Source organism: Psychrobacter sp. T6-4 (genome assembly GCF_052258425.1).
Taxonomy (GTDB): Bacteria; Pseudomonadota; Gammaproteobacteria; order Pseudomonadales; family Moraxellaceae; genus Psychrobacter.
In genome coordinates this window covers 45,519-70,722 of the sequence record NZ_JBQQEZ010000014.1, presented here as the reverse complement: position 1 = coordinate 70,722, position 25,204 = coordinate 45,519, and the positions used below count along the sequence as shown (strand labels likewise).

Genomic DNA, 25,204 nt, shown 5'->3' with positions numbered 1-25,204 from the left:
CATTATCTTTGCTTATCGGTGCGCGGGGCGCACCCTACGAAAATTACAGAATATCGCTAAATGCTAAGCTTGAACAATGCTTCTTTTTTGCCGAGGATTAAGCAGAGCACTGCCCGAGTACAAAACGAAAACTATGCTTTGCTCTTGCCGAGAGTGAGCAAAGAAACAACAAAGCATTACTTCAATCGAGCGCGAGACGAAAGCTGCGCGCGAGGGACGAGCGCCGAATAAATCGGTAAAGAAAACCGTCCCCTGACTTGCATATTTGCCCATTATTAAAGCAAGCGATGTTGAGGCCAATCTTTTTGTCTTTATTGTTCCTCTTATAACGCTTATCTATCTAATCATAACTTAACGAAAATTGAAATTTTTATGACCAATCAAACCATTGCTAATGCCGAACGCGAACTATATCTAACCTTGCTAGCACTGGCGCAGCAGCAGCCGAGCGCTTATGAGTGGCTCAAGCACTTACCAACGTGGCTAGGTGATATAAAAGACAAAAGCCGCTACGCACATGCGCCAGCGTATCAAGCGGCCGTGGCGCGTTTGCCAGAGTTAACCGTCAATAGTGTCGATTTGGGTAGCGATACGTTAAAGATTGAGGCGAATCTTAGTGAGTCTCAGCGCAAACAAACAACGGCATTGCTCAAGCAGCTGATGCCGTGGCGTAAAGGGCCTTTTCAAATTGGGGGTCAAATTGGCGATGATGAGTCAGGTATCAAGATAGATACCGAGTGGCATAGTGATTGGAAATGGCAGCGAGTAGCGCCGCATTTGAGTGCGCTGAAAAATAGACGTATCTTAGATGTGGGCGGCGGCTCGGGTTATCACGGTTGGCGTATGGCAGGGGCGGGCGCGGATACGGTAATAATCGTTGATCCATCGTGTTTGTTTTATCATCAGTTTATGGCGATTCGGCATTTTGTCGGCGCTGCGGATAACTATCGTACCCATTATATTCCTGTGCCATTAGAAGCTTTGCCTGAGCACAGCCAATTGTTCGATACCGTATTTAGTATGGGCGTGCTGTATCATCGCCAGTCCCCTTTTGAGCATTTGCAGCAGCTTAAAGGGCAGCTAATTAAAAGCGGCGAGCTGGTACTTGAGACTCTAGTGATTGAAGGCGATGCCAATACCGTACTGGTGCCGCATGAGCGTTATGCACAGATGAATAACGTATATTTTTTGCCGTCCGTCGCAGCATTAATCGGTTGGTTAGAAAAAGCAGGGTTTCGTGAGGTGCGCTGCGTTGATGTTGATGTGACGACAACAGCAGAACAGAGAGCAACGGAGTGGATGACGTATCAATCGCTGGCAGACTTTTTAGATCCTAATGATCGGGCAAAGACCTTAGAAGGCTATCCTGCCCCAATGCGTGCGACCCTCATTGCCAAAAAATAATACTAATAAGCTATGCCCAATCACAAATCACAGACTCTCTTATAATTGTGCTGACTGCTCATTGCTCAGTTGCAAGGACGCCCTATGGCAAGCTTACTAAAGACTTTGAAGAATGACTGGTCGCTGTCCGCTTCGGTCGCAGGCTTCTTAGCCGTGCTTATCGCTTATGCTGGGCCGCTAGTGATATTTTTTCAGGCGGCGCAAGCTGCACAAGTGTCCGATGCGATGATGGCGTCTTGGATTTGGGGTATCTCCATCGGCGCGGTGATACCGGGCATTTATCTATCGATTACATACAAAACGCCTATCGTTGCCGGCTGGTCAGCACCCGGTACAGCGCTACTGGTGACTTTGTTCCCGCAGATGAGTATCAACGAGGCAGTCGCGGCTTATATCATCTGCGCTATTGTAGTGTTCTTAGTTGGGATCACAGGGTCATTCGATAAGCTATTGCGCTTGATTCCTAATGGTATCGCAGCTGGCATGATGGCAGGTATCTTGTTTCAGTTTGGACTAGATTTGTTTGTGGCGACGGATACTATGCCCGTCATTGTCTTTAGTATGCTGGTGTGTTATTTATTTGCTAAGCGCTACACGCCGCGCTATACCATGATTTGGGTGTTATCCTGCGGCGTCGTCTTAAGCCTGCTGTTTGGCAAAATGAATCCTGTCGATATCGATTTGGCAATTACGATACCGACCTTTATCGCCCCTGAGTGGACATGGCGCTCGGTATTTAATTTGGCCATTCCGCTGATTCTGGTCAGCCTAAGCGGTCAGTTCTTGCCAGGCATGGCGATCTTGAGATTAAGTGGCTATGAGATACCAGCAAAGCCTATTGTCAGCAGCTTTGGTATTGCCTCGTTAGCGGTCGCCTGCGTTGGCGGTATCACTGTGACCTTGGGCGCTATTACCGCCGCTTTGTGCACGGGCAAGGACGCCCATGAAGACAAGGGCAAGCGCTATATCGCAGGTATCGCTAATAGCTTGTTTTATTTACTCGGTGGGCTGTTTGCGGGCAGTATCGTGGCGGTATTTAGCTTATTGCCCAAAGAGCTGATCGCAGCGCTGGCGGGCCTTGCGCTCATTGGCGCCATCTCTGCCAATATCCATATCGCTATGAGGGATGAGGCGCAAAGGGATTCGGCGTTGATTACTTTTATGGCGACCGCCTCTGGCATGCAGTTCTTAGGATTAAGCTCAGTATTTTGGGGCGTGGTTATCGGTATGATTGCACATTATGTACTGACCAAAAAACGCCTGCTGCCTATGTTTGTAAAGCCATAAACCAATAAAAATAAAACTGATTTTGACCAGTAGCTGTAATAAGATAACAATGAATGCTCTTAAAAGTGAGTCTATGATGCGTCAGCTATCAAAACGATTCGTTGTACAAAATCAGCTTGTCAAAGCGCTTAGTGCTAGTGTATTAGGCCTAATACTGAATAACGCGTACGGGGCTTACGGCGATCCTTTTGAGGGCAGTGGTTTTGTCAGCGATGACTGGCATGTGATCTGCGACAATACCTTGACTTGCCGTGCGGCGGGGTATACGCAGGAAACTGCCGAATGGCGCAGCAGTATTATGATGACTGTAGCGGCAGGCGAGAAAATACCCAGCACACAGGTAGTATTAAACTACTGGGAGTCATCAAACGAAATCATCGCTCAAATTGAAGGGCAAAACGATTCTGTTGAGTTGTGGCTCGATGATCAATACTTCGGTAAGGTGGACTTAAATACTGATGAGATGGGCCGGGGAAGATTGACGACTGCTCAAACTAAGCAGCTTATTGATAAGGCTCGTAAGCATACAAAAATAGTATTTAAGAGGGGCGAGTATCAATGGCAAATATCAGATAAAGGTATGAGGGCAGTATTATTGAAGTTGGACGAAACACAAGGAAGAGTCGGGACGCCGATCGCTTTGGTGAGTAAACGGCACTCCAAACAACAGGTACCAAAAACGGCTATAGCCAAACCTGTGATCAAAAAAGCGTTTGCTTATTCAGATAAAAATAATCAGCCGATCTCTGCCTCAAGGCTAACCTACCTGCAAAACAATATTAGCAAATGGGTCGATATTGATGCCGAGTCACTAATGGGCTCAGAGCAGATTATGGGTGATTGCGAGCTTGTCAATCCAAAAACGCAAGTCTATCAAAGCAGACAAGAATATAGCTCAAGCCTGCTTGGCTGGGAGTTTATACCAGTAGATAAGCAGTACACCCTAGCCGTGCATAGTTGCTGGACTGGCGCTTATAATTTTGGTGCAGGGTATTGGCTGATTGATCATCGTAAACCTAGCAATCCTAAGCTTATTACGACCGCAGGCAGTGACTATCATGAGGGTAAAATAATTGCTGCGCACAAAGGACGAGGCTTGGGCGATTGCTGGTCGATGACGAATTGGCTTTGGGACGGCAAAACGTTTGCCAAAACCCGTGAGATGACTACAGGTCTATGCCGACTCATAGAAGCAGGCGGCGCATGGCAGATGCCGACTTATGTCAGCGAAGTCATTAAACCTAACCAATAAACCATTTGTTAAAGGCAACTTCTAATAATAATTTGAGTAAAAAGCCTACAAATCCTGCACCTAAAGCCAAGAAAATCCAAAAGGTGCCTGCGCGTCCTGCATCCGACTTTTTGGAGATATCCCACATAATAAAGAACAAAAATGCGATAAAGATCGGTAGTAAAACGTAAAGTCCCCAACTGGTGACGGTGCTAGCAGCGATAGCAAACATAGTTATATCCTATATCAGGCAAAATTATTAAAACGCATTATAGCGTGTAACCTTACTGATATGCGTCTAACCGTGCTTTGATACAATACAAACGCGACAAACTATACGACTAATGGGTCATCTACAGAGGTGTTTTATTCGATGCAAAATAGCGACGCCTTTTGTAGTTGCCAGCCTGAACCAAGAAATAAAATGTGACGCTATTTTTTGTATTAAAGATGCAATCGATCCTAAAGGTTGTTATATTTACCAGTTATCCATATTTCGCGCCCTTTTTGCGCCTTTTATTTATTTGAGTTACTAGTCCTATGTCACAAGCCCAAATCGACACCTTAGCGCAATTGTTTGATACTGCTGCGCAAACGCTAAAAGATCAAGGCATCTTGCCTGCTGATTGGCAAAACAATAGCCAAATTACTCGTACCAAAGACACCGCTCATGGCGACTTTGCCAGTAATATTGCCTTGAGTGCGGCAAAAGCGGCTAAAAAAAACCCGCGCGAATTGGCGCAAAGCATCGTCGATGCATTGCCTGATAATCAAGACATTCGCCAAGTAGATATTGCAGGGCCTGGTTTTATCAATGTGTTTTTAAATAGCGATGCTAAATTTGCCGTGTTAAACGACATCTTCGATAAAGGCGCACGCTTTGGTCTTAGCGATCAGTTTGAGGGTCAAAAGGTGCAAGTAGAGTTTGTCTCTGCCAATCCAACCTCGAGTCTGCATGTTGGTCATGGGCGCGGGGCGGCATTTGGTATGAGCGTTGCCAACCTGCTAGAGGCCGTCGGTTATGACGTCACGCGCGAGTATTATGTCAATGACGCGGGTCGTCAAATGGACATCTTGGCGACCAGTACTTATTTGCGTTACTTACAAGCCAATAATGAAACGGTTGTATTTCCATCGAACGCTTATGTGGGTGATTATGTCCGCGATATTGCAGAGACGATAAAAGCAGAACAGGGTGATAAATACGTGCAGCGCTTTGCCGATATCGTCATAGATGTGCCCGCAGACGCGCATTATCAAACCAACGCGGCAGGTGAGCAGGAATTGATATCTGGTGATAAAGAGGCGCATATCGATGGTTTGATTGCTAATAGCAAAGCATTGCTTGGTGATGACTATGCGCTGTTTTTGGATGCGGCTCTAAATGGTATTTTGGCGGATATCAAAGATGATCTCAACGACTTTGGCGTGCGCTATGAGTGCTGGTTTCATGAGCGCTCTATCGATGCTGATATCGAGCCTGTGCTACAAATCTTAGAGGATAAAGGCTATCTATATGAGAAAGACGGCAATATCTGGTTTAAATCGACAGACTTTGGCGATGAAAAAGATCGGGTAGTACGCCGCGCTAATGGTCAAACCACTTATTTTGCCTCAGATATTGCGTATCACAAAAACAAATTTGATCGCGGCTTTGATAAAGTTATTAATGTCTGGGGCGCTGACCACCACGGTTACATTCCGCGCGTGAGAGCGGCGCTACTCGCTTTAGGAATCGATGCCGATCGCCTTGATGTAGTACTAGTGCAGTTCGTTGCCCTATGGCGCGGCGATGAAAAAGTACCGATGTCATCGCGTAAGGGCGAGTTTGTGACCTTGCGTGAGCTGCGAGGCGAGGTCGGTAATGATGCGGCGCGTTTTTATTATGTGGCGCGCAAACCTGAGGTGCATGTGGACTTCGATTTAGAGCTTGCTAAGTCGCAAAGTAAAGACAATCAAGTCTACTATATTCAATATGCTCATGCGCGTATTTATCGCGTGCTCCAAAAGCTAGAAGATAATGGTCTAAGCGTAGATGATACTATCGGCGTACAGCAGCAGCATCTGCTGACCTCTCCTAGCGAAGAGGAGTTGATTAAACTGCTTGGGGCTTATCCGGCAACGCTACTACGCGCAGCAACGGGTTATGAGCCGCACATACTTACCAATTACCTCAAAGAGTTGGCAGCGCTGTTTCATGGCTGGTATGACCGTGATCGTATCCTGCCATTGAGCCTGACATCAGGGGCAACGCCAAATCAGGAGGAGCTTGATATGATGCAAGCGCGCCTGCATCTATCCAAAGCGGTCAGGCAAGTACTGGCTAATGGTTTGGGTCTGCTTGGACTATCAGCACCGACTAGCATGTAGCCCTGCTATAGACCCAAATCCATGAATAATTCAGCAAGTGCGCTTGTACTTGTTGATATAATGCCCTGATGTTAAAGGCTCTTTGTTAGAAAATCGCTCAGGAGAAAGATCCATGCTCGCCAAAAAACCAAGAGGCGCCACCCAAAAGCGCAAATCAAGTAGCGTATCAGGCTTATTGTGGATGCTCGTTGGCGCAATACTAACGCTGATGATCGGGGTGTTTTTGTACTTATCGCCTTTGTTTGATTTTAGCCCCGCAGGTAGCGGCGCAGAATCCGATCCTGATCGGCAGGTACAGCCGCGTGTGGATACCGATACCGACAATAGCGACTACGAGTTCTATGACATCTTGCCCAATCAAGAGATGGCGACTATACCGGACGAGGACTTGGGCGAGTTTGACGATCAGATTGGCAATATTAATGACTTTGAGCCGGACGTCGTAGTCAACCAGCCCGATACTCAATCTGAAAACCCTGCAGACACAGGCAATTTCGGTATCGCTGAGAGTACAACGATAGAGCCTGCTCGCGGCAATAGCAATGCTGCTAATAGCGACAATGATATCGTTATCGTTGAAGAAAATACGACTTACGATGGGTCGCCCCCTGCTAATAATACGACCTCTAATAGAGCAACTGAGACAGGGACGGCAAGTGTACAAAGAGCGGCGCCTGCAGCTACTTATATTTTGCAGATCAACAGCTTTGGTAATGCGGACGAGGCCGATCGCCGCCGCGCGCAGGTGTTGATGGCAGGCGTGGATGCTAGAGTGGTCAAAAATACCACAGGTAACGACTTGCCTATCTATCAAGTCATCTCACGACCTATGAATAACAGACAAGCGGTTGCAAGCGCTCAGCAGCGCCTACAAAATAACGGTATCGACTCTATCATCGTCGAGCAGCGCCGCTGAACTACAGCAGTTCTTTTAAAAGCGTCAATAGGGCGCTTTTTTTAGCTTCTTTTTTTGACTTATTTCTTTCTTAAGAGTATGAGTATAACTATGACATCATCACCTTTAGCTGCGCCTCCTAGCGCTATCAAAGCTTTTTTTCAAAAGTACTTTATCGATGCTTTTACCGGTATGGCGCTTGGGCTATTTGTGACCCTTATAGCAGGATTGATTATCTCGCAGATTGGTGGCTGGCTTAACTTACCCTCGCTAGTGGCTGTCGGCAAATTGGCCTCTATTTTAATGGGTGCAGGTATTGGTGTTGGAATCGCTTACTACCTTAAAGCACCGACACTGGTTATGCTGAGCTGCCTAGTCGCTGGTATGCTAGGCGCGCATTCTGAAGCGCTAATGGCAGGAACTTTATTTACCCCGCAAGTTGGCGGGCCTGCTACTTTTATCGCCCTGCCTGGCAATCCAATAGGCGCTTATCTGGCTTCCGTCTTCGCTTACCGCGCCGGCACCTGGATTGCAGGCAAGACCAAGCTAGATATTTTATTAGTGCCGTTACTTGTATGCGCAGTTGCCCTCGCGGTCTGTGCGCTACTTAATCCGCCTGTTGTCGCAGCGGTCAATGCTATCGGGCAGGGCATTCAAGCGGCGACAGAGCTGCAGCCGCTACTGATGGGAATTGTGATAGCAGTCGTCGTCGGTATCTTACTGACACTGCCGACATCTAGTGCAGCGATTTGTATTGCCATTGGACTGGGCGGTTTAGCAGGCGGGGCGGCGGTCGTTGGCTGCGCGGCACATATGATTGGCTTTGCGGTCGCCAGCTTTAAGGACAATGGGTTTAGCGGTGTTATCTCACAAGGTTTGGGTACGAGTATGCTACAGATCCCTAATGTCCTCAAAAAGCCTTTAATCTTATTGCCTGCCGTTATCGCTAGCGCTATCGTTGGCCCTATCGCAACGGTCGTCTTTGAGCTGGCTTGTACAGCGACAGGGGCGGGTATGGGTACAGCTGGATTGGTCGGTGTGTTTGGGGTAATTGAAGCCTCAAAAGAAATTATGAGCACAAGTCAGATGTGGACGGCTATTATCCTATTGATGTTTGTGTTGCCTGCTGTTATCGCAGGACTCGTCGCTTATGGAATGCGCCGTATGGGCTGGCTGGTTGCTGGTGATATGAAACTGCCTTAATTGTATAAGTCTAGAAGTACTCAAAAATAAAACCCCAGCCATATTTGATGGCTGGGGTTTTTGTATAAAAATTCATACCTAAAAGGTTTTTATCCAAAAATTTTAAGCTTGGTGCGTTTTGGCAGGTCTTTTACCTTTTAATCTACGCGATAATTTATTGACATCATTTAACACTTGACTATAACGCGCAGGGAATACCCGTTGTAGCGCGTCTATCACTTTGGCATCGTTACCGATTAAGCAGCGCGGCTGATTGGTTGCCGCTGCCTGCAAAATAATCCAAGCCGCTTGGCTGGCATCAAACTTTAAAAATTTATTGAACTTTTTGATAGCATCATTGCTAAGACCGATATCAATAATACTGTCGTTACCGCGCGCACTATTAGCAATATTGGTCTTGATACCACCTGGATGAATACAAGTCGCTGACACGCCGCTTTGCTGAATATCTAACTCTTGACGCAAGCTCTCAGTAAAACCGCGCACCGCAAATTTGCTGGCGTTATAAGCAGATTGTGAAGGCTGCGCAGTTAAGCCAAACAGGCTTGAGATGTTAATAATATGGCCATGCTCTTTGAATTGTCGTGAGCTTTTGTTTTGAATGCTATTACTGTCAATCGCGCTAGCTTTGACGCTGTTTTTTATCAAAGGTAAAAACGCCTTAGTACCATAGACGACGCCCCAAAAGTTGATATCCATGACCCACTCAAGCTCACTAATACTACTGCCTTCAACCGTTGAGTACAGTGCTACTCCTGCATTGTTAAAGATAAAATTTACCTTACCATGATCGCTCATGACCTCATCCGCCCAAGCTTCAACCGCCTTGTTATCTGAGACATCCAGCATCGTAGTTGTGACTTTTATATCATAACCAACCAGTAGATCCTTGGTTTGCGCCAGTTGCTCGGCATTGATGTCTGATAATGCCAGATGACAGCCCATCTGCGCTAAATGAAGCGCCAGCTCGCGGCCCATACCGGAGCCGGCACCCGTGATAGCAGCGACATGATCGCGATAATAAGAGTCAATATCTTGATCTTGATGGGATGAAAAGGGCAGTTGCTGACGCAGCGAGCTTGCCACAGCGGTAACGTTGTTAAGCATGATGAACAATCCTTTGTGTAATAACCTTTGTGTGATAAATGACAATCGTATACGACTTTAATAAATAATAGAACAAAAGTGGTGATTGTAGATTAGCATAGTTTACGATTAGGGCTGACAAGGATTGATAAACGCCACTGTCATTTTATAAATGTCATTATGCCAAGTAAAACAAAAACAGCGCGCAATAAAAAAGCGCCTAGCTAGTGCTAAGCGCTTGTTAATACTAATAACGACATCTACAAGTATAATAACCAGTTAAGCAATTTTAGGTATTTTACCTTCGTTAATCACTTCTTCATCTACCATAACCGTCTTGGCATTTTTCATCGACGGCAGCTCATACATAGTCTCAAGCAGAGCATTCTCAACGATAGAGCGCAGACCACGAGCACCTGTTTTACGCTCCATGGCTTTTTTGGCGATAGCGTCAAGCGCTTCATTGGTAAAGCTAATGTCAGCGCCTTCCATATCGAATAGATACTTATACTGCTTAACTAGAGCGTTCTTAGGCTCAGTTAAGATCTGTACCAGTGCTTCTTCATCCAGCTCTTTTAGCGCCGCGAGTACCGGCAGACGACCAATCAATTCTGGAATTAGACCAAACTTAATCAGATCCTCAGGCTCAACTTGTTGTAGCAAATCTGAGCTGCGCGCGCTGTCATCTTTTGAGCTGACATCGGCGTTAAAACCGATACCGCCTTTTTCAGTACGCTGCTGAATGACTTTATCGAGACCTGCAAACGCGCCACCAACGATGATAAGGATATTGCTAGTATCGACTTGGATCAGCTCTTGCTGTGGATGCTTACGACCACCGTGCGGCGGGATAGCAGCAACCGTACCTTCGATAAGTTTAAGCAGAGCTTGTTGCACGCCCTCACCTGACACATCACGGGTGATAGACGGGTTATCGCCTTTTTTACTAATCTTGTCGATCTCATCGATATAGATGATACCTTGTTCGGCTTTACCTACGTCATAGTCTGAGGCTTGTAATAACTTTTGTACGATGTTTTCAACATCTTCACCAACATAACCGGCTTCGGTCAATGTCGTGGCATCTGCCATCGCAAAGGGCACATCAAGCAGACGAGCCAAGGTTTGCGCGAGCAATGTCTTACCAGAGCCTGTGGGACCAATCAGTAAGATATTACTCTTAGCCAACTCGACCATCGCATCATCAGCGCCGATCTTAGCTTTTTTACTATCGCGTGCTAAAGTTTGGCTCACTTTGAGACGCTTATAGTGATTATAAACTGCTACAGATAGCGCTTTTTTGGCAGCGTCTTGTCCGATAACGTATTCATCGAGCTTGGCGCGTAGCTCTTTTGGCGTCGGTAGTTTTTTATTGACCCACGAGGTATCAATCTCGCTATCATCGTCAGTTTCGACATCACTATCGGCGATCAGGTCGGTGCACAGCTCAATACATTCATTACAGATATTGGCATCGTCAGCGGCAATCAGCTGCTTGACATCACTTTTGGCTTTACCGCAAAACGAGCAGTGCGGGGTTTTGTCATCTGCCATATACAGGCGCTCCTAAAATTTAGTCTTGTATTGCGTAACTAGGCTTTTGATAAGTAAAAAAAGCGTCAGTCTTTATAATGAGTCAGGGCGGCGCTCTAATACTTCGTCAACCAAACCGTACTCTTTGGCTTCTTTTGCGTCTAACCAGTAATCACGCTCGACGTCTTTTTCGATTTTCTCGACCGGTTGACCGGTACGCTCTGCCAAAATCTGGTTGAGACGGTCGCGAGTTTTTAGGATTTCACGCGCATTAATCTCGATATCAGTCGCCTGACCTTGCGCGCCGCCTGAGGGCTGGTGAATCATAACGCGAGAGTTAGCTAGCGCATAACGCTTGCCGCGTTCGCCCGCCGCGAGTAAGAATGAACCCATGCTATAAGCGCCGCCCATACAGATGGTCGACACCTCAGGCTTAATAAAGTTCATAGTATCAAAGATAGCAAGGCCTGCACTTACCGAACCGCCTGGCGAGTTAATATACAGATGGATATCTTTGTCAGGGTTTTCAGCTTCTAAGAATAAAAGCTGCGCCACGATTAGGTTGGCCATGTGATCTTCAACTTGACCGGTCAAAAAGATAACACGCTCACGCAATAGACGTGAGAAGATATCAAACGAGCGTTCGCCGCGCGCTGATTGCTCAACGACCATAGGGACGAGAGCGGCTTGAGGGCTGCTTTGGATGTGCTTCGCTTCGTTGTGAGCACTCATCAGCATATCAAAATGGGGGTTGGCAGTGATGCGATCATAATCTGTCATAAAAGATCCTATTTATAAGTCTAAAAACATGAGCACTACGATGAATGAAAGTATCATAACTTTTTTATATTCATAATAGTGGAGTAATCCTGTGAAAAAGTAAAATGGTTCCCTATTAATAGGGCGCGTATGCTCAGTTATCAAGGGCACAGACGACAAGATCGTTAATAAAAATGCCCTAACAGCAAGTGTCAGGGCATTTTTATTACTTCAAGCATTTATAACAAACTGCTCAATTACATTGCTTGCTGCTGCTGTTGCTGGGCCGCTAGCAAGTCTTGGTAGCTGACTTCTTTGTCAGTGACTTGACCTTGCTCAATTAAGTAATCAACCACTTGGTCTTCTAGAACGACAGACTCGATGTTCGCGCGTTGCTGCTTATCATTGGTGTAGTATTCAATGACCTCGTTTGGATCTTCGTAGTTTTCAGCCGCTTCTTTAATAAAGGTCTCAACGCGGTCTTGATCGACTTCGATACCTTTAGTATCGATGACGCGAGCGACGATGATACCTAAGCGCGCTGCACGTAGTGCTTGCTCTTCAAACAGCTCATTTGGCAGCATATCTTTATCGAAGCTATCAGCATTCGCGCCGAACTGCTGAGAGAAGCGCTGCATCATCATGTTGCGCTGACGATCAATCTCTTGCTCTAGCATAGCGCTTGGTACATCAAACTCGTTCTTTTCTAACAGGGCATCAAAAGTAGCTTGTTTAACTTGGCTACGCGCGGCGTTCTTGATTTCGCGTTCCATGTTTTTGCGGACGTCATCTTTTAACTTATCTACGCCGCCCTCGGTCACGCCAAATAGCTCAAGGAACGCATCATCAATCTCAGGAAGCTTAGATTTTTCGACCAGTTTTACATTGATTTTGAACTGAGCTTCTTTGCCAGCTAAGTTTTCAGCTTGGTAATCTTCTGGGAAAGTTACGTCGATGACTTTTTCCTCCCCAGCTTTCATGCCTTTGATACCCTCTTCAAAACCTGGGATCATCTGACCACTACCGATAACCAGTTTGAAGTCCTCGCTTGAGCCGCCTTCGAATTTTTCGCCATCGATTGAGCCTTCAAAGTCAAAGGTCACTTGATTGTCTTTTGCCGCTTTGCCTTTTTTCTCAACGAACTCCTGGCGCTGCTTTTGTAAGTTTTCAATCATCGTATCGACGTCTGCGTCAGCGACGCTTGCGGTATGACGCTCCACTTCGATCTCATCGATACCTTGCACGTCAACTTCTGGGAAGATCTCAACAGTGGCTTGGTACACTAAAAAATCATCTTCTAGTTTGACATCATCGATATTTGGCATGCCAACGGCGCGGATGTCTTCAGATTTGATCGCTTCAAAGACAGTATCACGGATGACATCGTTGATAACTTCTTGCTGAATGCCCGCGCCATACTGTGAGCGGATGTGCGACATCGGCACGTTACCTTTACGAAAACCATCAATCTTGGCAGTTTTTGCCACTTGACGGATACGGCCTTCGACTTTGTTTTGAATCTTTTCGACCGGGACTTTGACCGTGAGCTGCGTTTCTTTATTAGACAGCTTGTTGGTTGTGACTTGTAAATCTGTAGACATGTTCATTACACCTTTAGGATTAAAATAAGAGTGGACAATCACGCCTCAAAAATCGATAGCCCTGATTGCCGTTGAAATCAAAAATAATAGGGGATAGCAGTTACCAAATGGGTATCACTATCAGATAACGCTTATTACCCGCTGATTGGCTGTATAATAAAACCTTTTGCTCTATTACCAGCACCAACAGCGTCTTTAAACAAAATTTAAAAGTAGAACAGTATAATCTATCTGCTAATTAAAGTAAAAGTTATCTGTTTTTAGAGTCAAACTGAGCTTATACTGAGCTTATTACGAGGGTAATTGCGTTAATAGCTGACGGATAGCTTGACCACGATGGCTGATTTGATTCTTGGTAGCCGCGTCCAAACTTGCTGCACTCGCTTGCAACTTGGGTAGCCAAAACAGCGGATCATAACCGAAACCGCCCTCGCCGAGTGGTGCTTCCAGTATCTCACCTCGCCACACTCCCTGCGCGATAATTGGCAATGGATCATCCGCGTGACGCACGAGTGCTAATACGCAAACGAACTGAGCTTTTATAGCCGTATCTGGACTTTGCGCCCGTATAGGCTGCAAATCGGTAATGAGCTTGGCGTTGTTTTTGGCATCATTACCATGCTCGCCTGCAAAGCGCGCAGAGTGAATACCTGGCGCGTTGCCGAGCACCGGCACGCATAGTCCTGAATCATCAGCAATGGCAGGCAGGCCACTAATACGGCTGGCATGACGCGCTTTTATAATGGCGTTCTCTATAAAACTCAGTCCATCCTCAATCGCATCTTCAATACCCAAATCGCTCTGCGGAACAATAGTGATATCTAAATTCGCTGCGGCAAATAGCCTATTAAATTCAGCCAATTTGCCTTTGTTATTACTAGCGAGAATCCACTTGTCTTGAGTATGAGCCGTTGAGTGGTGCGGCAAGCTTAAGTTTGGCATAAAGGCAGTCGTCCATATTCTGTTTATAAGTTAATAAGTTGGGCTACAAACTGGAGTCTATAACAATCGGTAACGGATATTCGCGCTAGCAGTTGTTATACTAGCCGCCAAGCTACAGTGAATGTTAGCTTATAACTGCTGATTTAAGTACAACGCTTAAATCCTCTGGTTTTGATTACATTATGTTTAGAGTGCTTTGTTTAGTACATAAAAGCATTTTCTAAATTTATAATTTTGAGCGAAAATTCATTACAATAAACTCAGCCAATTTAGCCTCTCCTCTTTATATACGGCGTTAATCAGCTTTATATATGAGCGGCTAGAAATAGCAAGGATAAAATAATTATGTCAAATATTACCCTACCAGACCTACCGTATGCAAAAGACGCACTAGAGCCACATATCAGCGCAGAGACGCTAGAGTATCATCATGACAAGCATCATGCCGCTTATGTTAATAAGTTAAAAGATTTGCTACCAGGTTCTGGTTATGAAGACAAAACATTGCCAGAAATCATCGAAGGCACTGCCAAAGATGATAGCAAGCAGACGATGTTTAACCAAGCCGCACAAGTGTGGAACCATACGTTTTACTGGAACTGCATGACGCCTGACAACGGCGGCGGCGAACCTACTGGTGATCTAAAAGGTAAAATCGAAGAAGATTTCGGTAGCTATGATAAGTTCCGTGAAGAGTTCAAAAACGCAGCAACCTCACAGTTCGGTTCAGGTTGGGCGTGGCTAGTCACTGATAAAGTCGGTGGTAAGCTGTCAATCATGAAAACAAGCGATGCTGATAACCCCTTAGCGCATGACAAAATCGCGGTATTGACTTGTGATGTGTGGGAGCATGCATACTATATCGATTATCGTAACCGTCGTCCTGATTATGTCGATACGTTCTTAGACAAGCTAGTAAACTGGGACTACGCCAACGCAAAATATAAAGGTCAAGAAGCAGGTAACGAAGGTCGCTCATAGGACTTAAGTACTTGATTGATAAAAAAGAGGACGCCGTTTGGTGTCCTTTTTTTGGTTTAGTTTTTTAGATAGTTGTAGGGTATGGTTAGCGCAGCGTAACCCACCATTGAAAGTTAATTCAAATCTCAAAATTTTTGTAGGGTGCGCCCCGCACACCAACGCATAAGCATTAAAAAATAGATTGAAGGTAATTATCTACGGCAATTTTACTACTTCCAACTTATTTAAAAAATAATACTTTTAACTCCAAGATTTGGTTCTTAAATGGTGCGCGGGGCGCACCCTACGCGACGCTTCCTAGTTCTAGTGAAATATACTTTATCTAAAATTAAGAGTGGCTTAAGCGAATCGACCCTCACCAAAGAAAGCTAAGTCTTTATCTAACTCACACCAATTAGCTTTATAGTCAGTATATATTTGAGCATCAATGGTTACTGGAATATCATCATCAAACAAGGCGATGGCTAATTCTATCTGTTCTAGTGAAGCACCTTTAACACGAAAGCCCAAGCTTGAGCCACACTGACTACAGAAGCTGCGAGTCGTGCCATTTGCAGCGACAAATTCTTTAAGTAATGATTCTCCTGACAGCCATTTTAATCCTTGGACACTCACTAAAGTGCCAAATGCTGCGCCATGAAATTTACGGCACATTGAGCAATGACAGTTTGCAGCTTGATTGCTAAAACCCGTCACAGAAAATTGGATACCTTCACATAAGCAAGATCCTTTATACTCTTTATTCATAATATTCTCTTTCCTTCATCAATCAGTTTTTGTAGGGTGCGCCCCGCGCACCAACGCATCAGTATTAAAAGATAGATTGAATACAATCATCTATGTCAATTTTGCTACTTCAAAATTATTCAAAAACAATGCTTTTAACTTCAAAATCTGGTTCTTAAATGGTGTGTGGAACGCACCCTACGCGAGATTGCGATAATTTAACTTAATTCAGCCTCAGCTTCAGCCTCAATCAACCAAAACCCAATCCTCATCAACAACCGATTCATCAAACACTCTTTCAAACCCTTGCTTTACGAGTTCAAGTCGCGATACTTCTGGCTCGTTTTTGTCTCTAACAATAGGCGCGTCTATCGGCATCATAGCTTTCCACTTTGCATCCTGCTTATCCTTACTCGCTAACACAAAACTAAAGAAAGCCGTGTCGCCAGCCATCATGCGTAGATCATCAACGACTAATTGCGTGCTTTGCTCTTCGGCTTTATCGATAGGCATTTGTGTTCGATAACCTGTCCAATCTCCAGAGAACCAATCAAGCCGATTGGCATAATGCTGGCTAGACGCTGGCAAGTTTGCTTGTAGATTCTGAGAATTATCATATTGCGTCAGATAACGATACTCAGGTAAACGGCTATCTAGGACACTACCGCGTATTTCAATCAATCTATTTTGCTCATCTTCAGCGACGGATCGAAACATCAGAATCGTTGGCAGCATAGGCATGGTTTTGATGCGAGTGATATTATCTATTTTAGCCGCTGCTAGCGTTTGCTGAGCTTTGTCTTGAGCATAATATTTTAGACCTAGCGATAATAATAAATAGCTACTACTGACAACGAGCATCCACAGCGCAAAACGCTGACAATTTGCGAGTAAACCTTTTTTAAAAATACCAAGATTACGCCCCTTTATGATTCCAATAATCATGGCGATAAGCAGCGGCAAAGTATAAAGCGGATCGATAATAAAAATGGAGGCAATGCTAAAAGGGGTCAGCGCTAACGACTCTTGCAATGGCCACAGTAGTTGTGTGCCATAAACGGTAAAGCTGTCTAAGATCGGATGGGTCGTCAGTGCTAAAGTCATGGCAGCAGCTAAGCGTTTACCCGAGTAGGGCAGAGGTATACCGTGCCATTGATGATAGCGAGTAATCAACCATGAGCCGATTAATCCGACAGCAGTTAGGACAATGAGCGAATGACTAAAACCGCGATGGTAGGTCATGTTGCTAATGGGATCACCGTAGCGAATAAGTACGTCCAAATCTGGTAGCGTGCCGAGCATTGCACCGTATAGATAGGCTTTGCGACCTTGGTATTTACCGAGGAGTGCGCCTTGGACGCTCGCACCTAGGACGATTTGACTGAGTGAATCCATTGGTTTTGACTGGCTCTTTCAGAAGATTTTAGGAATAGGTTTGTGGGTTGTAAGTATTTAAAAATTAGTTTTTCATCTATAGTTATTTTTTAAAATCAATTTTTGTTTTCGGATAATATGAATTTGCATAGTGGTTTGCTGGGCTAAAGCCACAGCCTACAAAGAGCTTATGTTTATAATCCTACAATACTTCAAACCCAAACTTACCCAGCGCTTCTCGTAGCATCGCAATATTATAATAAGCATGCGCATTGACGGTGTTTTGAAAGAAGATATATAACGTATCGAAATGCTGGCGCTGATTGGCGATCGCTTGTGCCCAGTCCTGCATTTCCGCCTCAGTGTAGCGATAATCATGACGGTCGCTCGCACTCATCGCATCCCACCAGCCCGTATTATTGCCGTGCATCCGCAGATAGCCAGTGCGCTGGGTAAATATCAATCGCGAAGGCGGTAGACCATTGACCTTAGGGTAGTCGACGCTACACCAAATGAGACCTTGCTCTGTAAAGCTATCGACCACTTGCGGGGTGTGCCAGCCATTATGACGAAACTCGACCGCTAGCGGATACCCGCCAAACCAGATGACGAGATTGGCAAGATACAGCCTATGCTCGCGCGTACGATCAAAGCCATGCGGGAATTGCAATAATAATGGCGCTAAGCAATCGGCTTCAATGAGTGGCGTTAAGGCGGTGAGAAAAGCCCCAGCATGTTCCACTGTGCCGCGTCTAGCATGAGTGAAGTCTTGATGCAATTTGACTGCAAATTTAAGCTCACTATCTGCTTGCACATAAGCTTTATTGACCATGCCCGCAAAAGCCTTTTGCCCGATAGGCGCATAAAAGGTGCTGTTAATCTCCACCGCGCCGTATTGCTTGGCGTACTCCCGCAAAAAGTCAGTCTTTTTGGTGCCTTGAGGATAAAGTGTGCCTAGCAAGTCCGTATCGCTATAGCCGCCAGTGCCAAGATAAATGGTAGGAGTAGAGCGCTTGTCCATGTTAACCACTCTTCGATGATTTAGTTTTTTGACATTTATAAGGCTATTTTTTTCTAGCCCACAACCATTCTATAAGGGCTAACAGGGCGTTGCTGTTATCGTCTATTAGCTCACGAGTAATAGCGCTGCGCCCGTTATCGAAGAGCGATTGCGCGTAGTCTTTGGCAGCGTCTACGCCCATGAGTTTGACGTAGGTGGATTTGTCTAGTTTTTCATCGCTGCCAGCAGGTTTGCCCAAATCATTAGTATTGCCAGTCACATCCAAAATATCATCTTGCACTTGAAAGGCCAGCCCAATGTGCTGCGCGCAGTCTTGTAGTGCCATACGCTCTTGCGCGGTCGCACCGGCACAGATACCACCCATGAGCATAGCGGCTTCTATCAGCGCACCTGTCTTGTCACGGTGAATGGCTTCTAACTCACTTTGGGTGATACTAGCGCGGGCTTCGGCATTGAGATCAAGCATTTGTCCTGACACCATACGCCGCGCGCGCGGAGCAAATACTGCTGATATCATGCTGGCAAGCGTCGCATCAAAGGGTGCAAAGGTTGGCATCTCAGCAGTAAGCACTTCAAAGGCTAAGGTCTGGAGTACATCACCTGCTAATAGTGCGGTGGCTTCATCAAAGACAATATGAGCGGTGGGCTGACCACGGCGCAGCTCGTCATCATCCATACAAGGCAAATCATCATGTACTAAGGAGTAAGTATGCAACAGCTCAACTGCTAGCGCAGCCCGCCTACACATATCATAGCGCGAGTCATAATCTAGGATATTTTCTAAGCCGCTGTTTTTTGAGTCATCGCTTGCCAAACCGCCATCCATCGAATCAATATTTATCAAATCAGCGCCGACTACATTCTCATCATCCTTTGTGCCGCCCTCATAAATATTGGCAAAACTACTAGCGACCAACAGTGGGCGCACAAGCTTTCCCTGACCTGTCATGACATAGCGACAAGCGTCATTAAGCGGACTTGGCAGCTTAGCATAGGCAAATAAGGTATCAATATCTTGCGCCAAATGCGCGCGCACCGCGTTATGAAAATCATCAAAATTACTAAAGGGAACAAATTGAGGTACTAAGGATGGTATAGAGGACATAGGTAAATTCAACCACTAAATAGAGAGATAAAAAGCTGTCGCTGCTAGTGTAACATGATAGATATAAGGGCAAGTATAAGCGCTTTGATAACGTCAGATTTTGGATATTGTATTTCGCTTTATAAGGTACGCGCGAGAGCTAACTTTGGTTACGTATTATCGATTTAAATTGTCATGTAAATGTGTTCTGATAAGGGGTCGCCTGTTGGTAAGAGCCAAGCACATTACGAGTATTATTAAATTAATTTCAGTGTACAAGTATTCACATAAAGGATATCGCTGATTAAGTAAACGGCTCGTCTTATTTAAGAGTGACTTACGAGTGCGGTTTTAGCTTGTGACAGTTAGGGGCACAATCCCCTACACTAATTGACGGTACAAGCCAGTCAAGAGCACTAATTGACGATACAAGACCGCCGAGGGCACACGTTAGCGATACAAGCTAATCAACAGCAACAGCTGCTCTAAATTTTTGTGCGTTAAATAATAAAAGATAATCACGTTGTACGCCAAATATCCCATTTATAAGTATAAGTGGGTTTTATGGCTGTATTATTACTCTAATCACCAATAAGTCGCGGATGACTATTACCGTGTTTATTAGGTGACTTTCATCACACCGCTTTAAACGTAGCAAGGAGTTTCAAATGGTATACCAAGGAAATCGCATCACGGTCAGCATGACTGAGGACGGCATTGCTAATATGCAATTCAACGCTGAAGGTGAGAGCGTTAATAAGTTCGATACCGAGACCAACAAACAATTTGGCGAAGCAATCACTGCGCTTGAGAATTCAGACAATGTTAAAGGTTTGATTGTCACTTCAAGCAAAGGCGTGTTTATCGCAGGCGCTGATATCACAGAGTTCGTCGCTTCATTCAAAAACCCAGAAGAAGATATCAAAGCTTGGGGCATCAAAATCAACGGTGATTTCAACCGTTTTGAAGATCTGCCTTTCCCAAAAGTTGCTGCTATCAATGGCGCCGCACTTGGTGGCGGTTGTGAGATGACACTGGTTTGTGAATACCGCGTCATGAGCGAAAAAGCCATCATCGGTCTACCAGAAACTCAGCTAGGTATTTTCCCAGGATTCGGTGGTACCGTGCGTAGTACGCGCGTCATCGGTATCGATAATGCACTAGAATTAATTGCAACGGGTAGCCCCAAAAAACCAGTTGACGCCTTAAAACTTGGTCTCGTTGACGCGGTCGTTATCGCTGATGACTTGCAAGATGCGGCCACTGACTTGGTCAAAAAATGCATCTCAGGTGAGATTGATTGGCAAGCCAAGCGTGAAGAGAAGCTAAACCCTGTTAAGCTCAATCAACTTGAGCAAGCGATGGCGTTTAATAGCGCTAAAGCAATGATCTTTGCCAAAGCTAATCCTAAGCAGTATCCTGCGCCAGCACTTGCTATCGAAGCGATTGAAAAGCATGTGAACTTGCCACGCGACGAAGCCATTGAGGTCGAAGCCACTTACTTTGCAAAAGCGGCGAAAACTCCGCAAGCTGAGAGCTTAGTCGGTCTATTCTTAAGTGATCAATTGGTCAAAAAACTTGCCAAAAAGCACAGCAAGCTGGCACACGATATCTCTGAGGCTGCCGTATTAGGCGCAGGTATTATGGGCGGCGGTATTGCTTATCAAGCGGCGAGCAAGGGTTTGCCAATCATCATGAAAGATATCAAATCTGAGCAATTAGATTTGGGCATGGGTGAGGCCAGCAAACTACTTGGCAAAATGGTCGAACGCAAAAAGATGACTCCAGCCAAAATGGGTGAAACGCTTAGCCGTATCCGTCCTACGCTAAACTACGGTGATTTTGGTGATACTGATATCGTTATCGAAGCCGTCGTCGAAAACCCTAAAATCAAGCGCTCAGTACTAAAAGAGGTCGAAGGCTTAGTTAAAGAAGACGCGATTATCGCCTCTAACACCTCAACCATCTCTATTACTTACTTAGCAGAAGCACTGGATCGTCCAGAAAACTTCGTTGGTATGCATTTTTTCAATCCAGTAAATCGCATGCCGCTCGTAGAAGTTATTCGCGGCGAAAAGTCCTCTGAAGAAGCGATTTCAACGACCGTTGCCTTGGCGACAAAAATGGGTAAAGTGCCAGTTGTGGTCAATGATTGCCCAGGCTTCTTGGTTAACCGTGTGCTATTCCCATATTTCGGTGCGTTTGACTTACTACTTAAGCAAGGCGCGGACTTTGTCCATGTGGATAAAGTCATGGAAAAATTCGGCTGGCCAATGGGTCCGGCCTACTTAATCGACGTCGTTGGTTTGGACACAGGTGTCCACGGCGCAGAGGTTATGGCAGAAGGGTTTCCTGATCGCATGAAGCCTGATTATAAAGGCGCTATCGAGCATCTTTATGAGAACAAACGCTTGGGTCAAAAGAACGGCGTTGGCTTTTATAAATACGAGATGGACAAGCGCGGCAAGCCGAAAAAGAGCGCTGATGATGCCACTTATGAGCTTCTAAAAACTACGACTGATAGCGACAAACAAGAGTTTGATGATCAAACCATCATTGACCGTACTATGCTTGCTTTTTGTAACGAGACGGTACGCTGCTTAGAAGACAATATCGTAAGCACGCCATCAGAGGCCGATATGGCGATGATTATGGGCGTTGGTTTCCCGCCATTTCGCGGTGGCCCTTGCCGTTATATCGACCAGATGGGTCTAGATAACTACTTGGCACTATGTGAAAAATACGCGCACCTTGGCAAAGCTTATGAAGCCCCGCAAAAGATTCGCGATATGGCCGCTGCAGGCGAAACGTTTTACGCTACTGCATAGTCTCTATTTGAGATAACGTATTAGGATAAGTGCCGTAAGTCTGTTCATTTATAAAAAATAGATCCTTACGGCCACTCACAACATTAAAAAGGAAAGTAGTATGACAACTTTAAGTCCAAATGACGTGGTCATCGTAGACGGCGTGCGTTCAGCCATGGGTAGAACCAAAAACGGTATGTTTCGCCACGTTCGCGCTGATACGATTTCAGCTGAGCTGGTTCGTGCTTTAGTAGAGCGCAATGACTTCGATACCAATGACGTCGAAGACATTATCTGGGGCTGTGTCAACCAAACCCTAGAACAAGGCATGAATATTGGTCGTAATATTGGTCTGCTCGCTGGTATTCCAAAGACCACTGGTGGTCAGACGGTCAACCGTTTATGCGGCTCATCAATGCAAGCTTTGCATACAGCAGCGGCGCAAATTATGACGGGTCAAGGTGATACCTTCATCATTGGCGGCGTTGAGCACATGGGTCACGTCGGTATGATGCATGGCATCGATCTAAACCCAGCGGCCTCTAAGCATTATGCAAAAGCCTCAAACATGATGGGTTTGACTGCTGAGATGTTAGGTCGTATGAATGGCATTAGCCGCGAGCAGCAAGACGCCTTTGGTCTTGAGTCGCATCGCCGCGCTTGGGAAGCGACGACTGAAGGGCGTTTTGACAATGAAATCATCGGTATTGAAGGCCATGATGAGCAAGGTCGCTTGCAATTATGCACGGTCGATGAAGTGATTCGTCCAGACGCCACCATAGAGCAAATGCAAAAACTGCGTCCCGCCTTTGATCCTAAAGGGGGTACGGTCACAGCAGCAACCTCATCAGCACTCTCTGATGGTGCTTCAGCGATGCTCGTCATGAGCGCGCAAAAGGCCAAAGACTTAGGTCTCAAGCCACGTGCGCGTATCCGTAGTATGGCAATCGCGGGTTGTGACGCGGCGATCATGGGCTATGGCCCTGTACCTGCCACCCAAAAAGCACTAAAGCGCGCTGGTTTAGAGATCAATGATATGCAGACTATCGAGCTCAACGAAGCTTTTGCTGCGCAAGGTTTATCAGTAATAAAAAACCTTAACTTGCTAGATAAGCAAGACATCATCAACGTCAATGGTGGTGCGATTGCTCTTGGTCATCCGCTAGGTTGTTCAGGTGCGCGTATCACCGTTACACTACTCAACGCAATGGAGCAGATGGATACCGAAGTCGGTCTTGCGACCATGTGTATCGGTCTAGGTCAAGGTATCTCTACTATCATTGAGCGTGTGTAAGCTTTTAAGTCAGTTATAATAGTCTATTAAGAACCCCTAGTCCTTCTGGCTAGGGGTTTTTTTATTGAGCTTTTTTATATACAGGCGTGAGTGACAAGTTGTTAATCGCGATTATCATCATTGACCCTATCAACAAAATATGACTAAATAAGAGGACGCATAATTATTATTTAAAATAGCTCAAAAACCGCTTGGCTGGTCGCGCACTGCTACCGCCGTACAAGGAGTGTACTATGTCCACTATGATTACCGATCGCACTTATCGTATCGCTCGCGAAAATACGCAGGCTATGATTATCGATGTACAAGAGCGTCTAACGCCGCACATCTATGATCATGAAAACATCGTCAAAAAGACGGTAACTTTAATTAAAGGCTTACAAGCATTAAACATTCCGATCATGCTCAATGAGCAATATAAAAAAGGACTGGGTGAGACGCTACCTGAAGTTAAAGAAGTATTAGAAGGCAGTAATGCTAAGGGCTTTGAAAAGGTCACCTTTAGTGCTTGTGATAACGATGATTCTTGGCATCATCTTGCGCAGCAAAATCGTAGTATTGTCTTACTGTTTGGCGTCGAAGCTCATGTTTGCGTCCTACAGACGGCGCTTGATCTGCTCGATAACGGTATGCAGCCGGTCATCATCGGGGACGCCGTCGGTTCGCGCTATCCTTATGATAAAAAACAAGCTATTCGCCGTATTCGCCGTGCTGGTGGAGTAATTACTACCGTTGAGACTATTTTGTTTGAGCTGTGCCGTAGTAGTCAAGATCCGGCGTTTAAAACCATTAGCAATTTAATTAAGTAGAGGCTTTACCTAAATTCATCGCTAAAAGCTTGAGAATACTTATGTCATTAGCAACACCAACACTTGCCTCAACTTCTACTGTCGATGAGATAACAGAGTTTTTATTAGAATTAGATGCCCTAAAACGAGTCGACCGCCGCAGTTACGTGACAGGTACGACGCGCCGCGAAAACTCAGCTGAGCACTCTTGGCATTTAGCCATAGCGTGTTGGTCAATTGCAGAGACGTTTGAGTTAGCTGTTAATCATGAGCAGCTACTCAAAATGGCACTGGTACATGATTTGGGCGAGATTGATGCGGGCGATACTTTTTTGTACGCTGACACTCGTAGTCAGGCGCACATCGATGAGCGTACTGGTATTGCGCGTTTGCAAAGCGAGCCTGGCAATGGTATCGCCAATTTAAGTGAGGTGTGGGAGGCGCAAGAAACGGGCAGTAGCAAAGAGGCTCAGCTTCTCAAGGTGGTCGATCGGCTATTGCCGTTTTTACTCAATCTAAATACTGAGGGCCAAACTTGGCTTGAGCTTGGTGTCAGTCGTTCGCAGGTTGCTAATGCTCATGCATTTATTGAAAATAGCTTCCCGATGATTCACGACTGGCTATCCAAACAAATTGATTATGCAACTGAGCAAGGCTGGCTGATTAATCGATAAACCAAGATAGATATCATCTTCATAATATCGGACGCGGCACGAGGGAGGAAAATATCCTTTTTGCTTATCCTATTCATAAACACTTTCGCTATTAGCTTGGCTCTATTTTAGTGCTATTGACGGACTTAGATGGCTAGCAGCTAG

At 45.5% G+C, this 25,204-nt stretch carries 21 protein-coding genes; 11 read left to right on the top strand and 10 right to left on the bottom strand.

Annotated features, from left to right (window positions below; genetic code table 11):
- The first annotated feature begins 372 nt into the window (after nt 1-372).
- The 3 genes from cmoB to ACTXGE_RS10625 all read left to right on the top strand — a co-directional run bounded on the left by cmoB (nt 373) and on the right by ACTXGE_RS10625 (nt 3,943).
- Nucleotides 373-1,404, top strand: coding sequence for a tRNA 5-methoxyuridine(34)/uridine 5-oxyacetic acid(34) synthase CmoB (cmoB, locus tag ACTXGE_RS10635; protein WP_443543265.1), 1,032 nt, complete (start codon nt 373-375; stop codon nt 1,402-1,404).
- Between the two features lie 84 nt (nt 1,405-1,488).
- Nucleotides 1,489-2,691: a benzoate/H(+) symporter BenE gene (gene benE / locus ACTXGE_RS10630; RefSeq protein WP_443543267.1), complete on the top strand. Its 1,203-nt coding sequence runs from the start codon at nt 1,489-1,491 to the stop codon at nt 2,689-2,691.
- 49 nt (nt 2,692-2,740) lie between these two features.
- Nucleotides 2,741-3,943, top strand: coding sequence for a DUF1176 domain-containing protein (locus ACTXGE_RS10625; protein ID WP_443543269.1), 1,203 nt, complete (start codon nt 2,741-2,743; stop codon nt 3,941-3,943).
- Here the strand turns inward: ACTXGE_RS10625 and ACTXGE_RS10620 are convergent.
- Nucleotides 3,933-4,154 carry a DUF2788 domain-containing protein gene (locus ACTXGE_RS10620; RefSeq protein ID WP_317200533.1) on the bottom strand — a complete coding sequence of 74 codons (222 nt, stop codon included), beginning with the start codon at nt 4,152-4,154 and terminating at the stop codon, nt 3,933-3,935. The genes ACTXGE_RS10625 and ACTXGE_RS10620 overlap by 11 nt on opposite strands.
- A 308-nt stretch (nt 4,155-4,462) precedes the next feature.
- Here ACTXGE_RS10620 and argS point away from each other — a divergent pair, with 308 nt between their 5' ends.
- The 3 genes from argS (at nt 4,463) to ACTXGE_RS10605 (ending at nt 8,390) form a co-directional block, all read left to right on the top strand.
- Complete coding sequence (argS, locus tag ACTXGE_RS10615; protein WP_317200534.1) at nt 4,463-6,292, top strand: arginine--tRNA ligase; 1,830 nt, start codon at nt 4,463-4,465, stop codon at nt 6,290-6,292.
- Nucleotides 6,293-6,404: 112 nt separating this feature from the next.
- Entirely contained in the window at nt 6,405-7,208 is an 804-nt protein-coding gene (locus ACTXGE_RS10610; RefSeq protein ID WP_443543272.1) for an SPOR domain-containing protein, read from the top strand.
- A 90-nt stretch (nt 7,209-7,298) separates the two neighbouring features.
- Nucleotides 7,299-8,390, top strand: coding sequence for a PTS transporter subunit IIC (locus ACTXGE_RS10605; RefSeq protein ID WP_317200536.1), 1,092 nt, complete (start codon nt 7,299-7,301; stop codon nt 8,388-8,390).
- Nucleotides 8,391-8,492: 102 nt separating this feature from the next.
- On the opposite strand, the gene ACTXGE_RS10600 is transcribed toward ACTXGE_RS10605, so the two are convergent.
- The 5 genes from ACTXGE_RS10600 to rdgB form a co-directional block, all read right to left on the bottom strand.
- Nucleotides 8,493-9,497 carry an SDR family NAD(P)-dependent oxidoreductase gene (locus tag ACTXGE_RS10600; protein WP_443543274.1) on the bottom strand — a complete coding sequence of 335 codons (1,005 nt, stop codon included), beginning with the start codon at nt 9,495-9,497 and terminating at the stop codon, nt 8,493-8,495.
- A gap of 258 nt (nt 9,498-9,755) precedes the next feature.
- The gene (gene clpX / locus ACTXGE_RS10595; RefSeq protein WP_443543276.1) at nt 9,756-11,030 is read right to left on the bottom strand and encodes an ATP-dependent protease ATP-binding subunit ClpX; all 1,275 of its coding nucleotides are present in this window, start codon (nt 11,028-11,030) and stop codon (nt 9,756-9,758) included.
- A gap of 72 nt (nt 11,031-11,102) precedes the next feature.
- The gene (clpP, locus tag ACTXGE_RS10590; protein ID WP_435949733.1) at nt 11,103-11,789 is read right to left on the bottom strand and encodes an ATP-dependent Clp endopeptidase proteolytic subunit ClpP; all 687 of its coding nucleotides are present in this window, start codon (nt 11,787-11,789) and stop codon (nt 11,103-11,105) included.
- 236 nt (nt 11,790-12,025) lie between these two features.
- Nucleotides 12,026-13,369: a trigger factor gene (gene tig, locus ACTXGE_RS10585; protein WP_443543279.1), complete on the bottom strand. Its 1,344-nt coding sequence runs from the start codon at nt 13,367-13,369 to the stop codon at nt 12,026-12,028.
- Between the two features lie 291 nt (nt 13,370-13,660).
- Nucleotides 13,661-14,311 carry an RdgB/HAM1 family non-canonical purine NTP pyrophosphatase gene (rdgB, locus tag ACTXGE_RS10580; RefSeq protein WP_443543280.1) on the bottom strand — a complete coding sequence of 217 codons (651 nt, stop codon included), beginning with the start codon at nt 14,309-14,311 and terminating at the stop codon, nt 13,661-13,663.
- Nucleotides 14,312-14,656: 345 nt separating this feature from the next.
- Here rdgB and ACTXGE_RS10575 point away from each other — a divergent pair, with 345 nt between their 5' ends.
- Entirely contained in the window at nt 14,657-15,292 is a 636-nt protein-coding gene (locus ACTXGE_RS10575) for a superoxide dismutase (RefSeq protein WP_443543282.1), read from the top strand.
- Between the two features lie 339 nt (nt 15,293-15,631).
- Here ACTXGE_RS10575 and ACTXGE_RS10570 read toward each other — a convergent pair whose 3' ends face one another.
- The 4 genes from ACTXGE_RS10570 to ACTXGE_RS10555 all read right to left on the bottom strand — a co-directional run bounded on the left by ACTXGE_RS10570 (nt 15,632) and on the right by ACTXGE_RS10555 (nt 19,518).
- Nucleotides 15,632-16,039: a GFA family protein gene (locus ACTXGE_RS10570; protein WP_443543284.1), complete on the bottom strand. Its 408-nt coding sequence runs from the start codon at nt 16,037-16,039 to the stop codon at nt 15,632-15,634.
- 225 nt (nt 16,040-16,264) lie between these two features.
- Nucleotides 16,265-17,413 carry a metal-dependent hydrolase gene (locus ACTXGE_RS10565; RefSeq protein WP_443543285.1) on the bottom strand — a complete coding sequence of 383 codons (1,149 nt, stop codon included), beginning with the start codon at nt 17,411-17,413 and terminating at the stop codon, nt 16,265-16,267.
- Nucleotides 17,414-17,594: 181 nt separating this feature from the next.
- On the bottom strand, nt 17,595-18,413 hold the full coding sequence (locus tag ACTXGE_RS10560) for a DUF72 domain-containing protein (RefSeq protein ID WP_443543287.1): 819 nt from the start codon (nt 18,411-18,413) through the stop codon (nt 17,595-17,597).
- 43 nt (nt 18,414-18,456) lie between these two features.
- Nucleotides 18,457-19,518, bottom strand: a complete 1,062-nt coding sequence (locus ACTXGE_RS10555) for a polyprenyl synthetase family protein (RefSeq protein ID WP_443543289.1) — start codon at nt 19,516-19,518, stop codon at nt 18,457-18,459.
- Nucleotides 19,519-20,165: 647 nt separating this feature from the next.
- Between ACTXGE_RS10555 and fadB the strand changes: the two genes are divergently transcribed.
- From fadB to ACTXGE_RS10535, 4 genes are all read left to right on the top strand, one after another.
- The gene (fadB, locus tag ACTXGE_RS10550) at nt 20,166-22,325 is read left to right on the top strand and encodes a fatty acid oxidation complex subunit alpha FadB (protein WP_443543291.1); all 2,160 of its coding nucleotides are present in this window, start codon (nt 20,166-20,168) and stop codon (nt 22,323-22,325) included.
- A 100-nt stretch (nt 22,326-22,425) separates the two neighbouring features.
- A complete protein-coding gene (gene fadA / locus ACTXGE_RS10545) occupies nt 22,426-23,598 on the top strand; it encodes an acetyl-CoA C-acyltransferase FadA (RefSeq protein WP_443543293.1) in 1,173 nt (390 codons plus the stop codon).
- Between the two features lie 233 nt (nt 23,599-23,831).
- Nucleotides 23,832-24,407 carry an isochorismatase family protein gene (locus ACTXGE_RS10540; protein ID WP_317200548.1) on the top strand — a complete coding sequence of 192 codons (576 nt, stop codon included), beginning with the start codon at nt 23,832-23,834 and terminating at the stop codon, nt 24,405-24,407.
- A 41-nt stretch (nt 24,408-24,448) separates the two neighbouring features.
- Nucleotides 24,449-25,060, top strand: a complete 612-nt coding sequence (locus tag ACTXGE_RS10535) for an HD domain-containing protein (protein ID WP_443543296.1) — start codon at nt 24,449-24,451, stop codon at nt 25,058-25,060.
- The last annotated feature ends 144 nt before the right edge of the window (nt 25,061-25,204 follow it).

Excerpts from the sequence above, each read along its gene's own strand:
- cmoB (WP_443543265.1), top strand. The coding sequence starts at position 373 with ATGACCAATCAAACCATTGCTAATGCCGAACGCGAACTATATCTAACC.
- benE (WP_443543267.1), top strand. The coding sequence starts at position 1,489 with ATGGCAAGCTTACTAAAGACTTTGAAGAATGACTGGTCGCTGTCCGCT.
- ACTXGE_RS10625 (WP_443543269.1), top strand. The coding sequence starts at position 2,741 with ATGAATGCTCTTAAAAGTGAGTCTATGATGCGTCAGCTATCAAAACGA.
- ACTXGE_RS10620 (WP_317200533.1), bottom strand. The coding sequence starts at position 4,154 with ATGTTTGCTATCGCTGCTAGCACCGTCACCAGTTGGGGACTTTACGTT.
- argS (WP_317200534.1), top strand. The coding sequence starts at position 4,463 with ATGTCACAAGCCCAAATCGACACCTTAGCGCAATTGTTTGATACTGCT.
- ACTXGE_RS10610 (WP_443543272.1), top strand. The coding sequence starts at position 6,405 with ATGCTCGCCAAAAAACCAAGAGGCGCCACCCAAAAGCGCAAATCAAGT.
- ACTXGE_RS10605 (WP_317200536.1), top strand. The coding sequence starts at position 7,299 with ATGACATCATCACCTTTAGCTGCGCCTCCTAGCGCTATCAAAGCTTTT.
- ACTXGE_RS10600 (WP_443543274.1), bottom strand. The coding sequence starts at position 9,497 with ATGCTTAACAACGTTACCGCTGTGGCAAGCTCGCTGCGTCAGCAACTG.
- clpX (WP_443543276.1), bottom strand. The coding sequence starts at position 11,030 with ATGGCAGATGACAAAACCCCGCACTGCTCGTTTTGCGGTAAAGCCAAA.
- clpP (WP_435949733.1), bottom strand. The coding sequence starts at position 11,789 with ATGACAGATTATGATCGCATCACTGCCAACCCCCATTTTGATATGCTG.
- tig (WP_443543279.1), bottom strand. The coding sequence starts at position 13,369 with ATGTCTACAGATTTACAAGTCACAACCAACAAGCTGTCTAATAAAGAA.
- rdgB (WP_443543280.1), bottom strand. The coding sequence starts at position 14,311 with ATGCCAAACTTAAGCTTGCCGCACCACTCAACGGCTCATACTCAAGAC.
- ACTXGE_RS10575 (WP_443543282.1), top strand. The coding sequence starts at position 14,657 with ATGTCAAATATTACCCTACCAGACCTACCGTATGCAAAAGACGCACTA.
- ACTXGE_RS10570 (WP_443543284.1), bottom strand. The coding sequence starts at position 16,039 with ATGAATAAAGAGTATAAAGGATCTTGCTTATGTGAAGGTATCCAATTT.
- ACTXGE_RS10565 (WP_443543285.1), bottom strand. The coding sequence starts at position 17,413 with ATGGATTCACTCAGTCAAATCGTCCTAGGTGCGAGCGTCCAAGGCGCA.
- ACTXGE_RS10560 (WP_443543287.1), bottom strand. The coding sequence starts at position 18,413 with ATGGACAAGCGCTCTACTCCTACCATTTATCTTGGCACTGGCGGCTAT.
- ACTXGE_RS10555 (WP_443543289.1), bottom strand. The coding sequence starts at position 19,518 with ATGTCCTCTATACCATCCTTAGTACCTCAATTTGTTCCCTTTAGTAAT.
- fadB (WP_443543291.1), top strand. The coding sequence starts at position 20,166 with ATGGTATACCAAGGAAATCGCATCACGGTCAGCATGACTGAGGACGGC.
- fadA (WP_443543293.1), top strand. The coding sequence starts at position 22,426 with ATGACAACTTTAAGTCCAAATGACGTGGTCATCGTAGACGGCGTGCGT.
- ACTXGE_RS10540 (WP_317200548.1), top strand. The coding sequence starts at position 23,832 with ATGTCCACTATGATTACCGATCGCACTTATCGTATCGCTCGCGAAAAT.
- ACTXGE_RS10535 (WP_443543296.1), top strand. The coding sequence starts at position 24,449 with ATGTCATTAGCAACACCAACACTTGCCTCAACTTCTACTGTCGATGAG.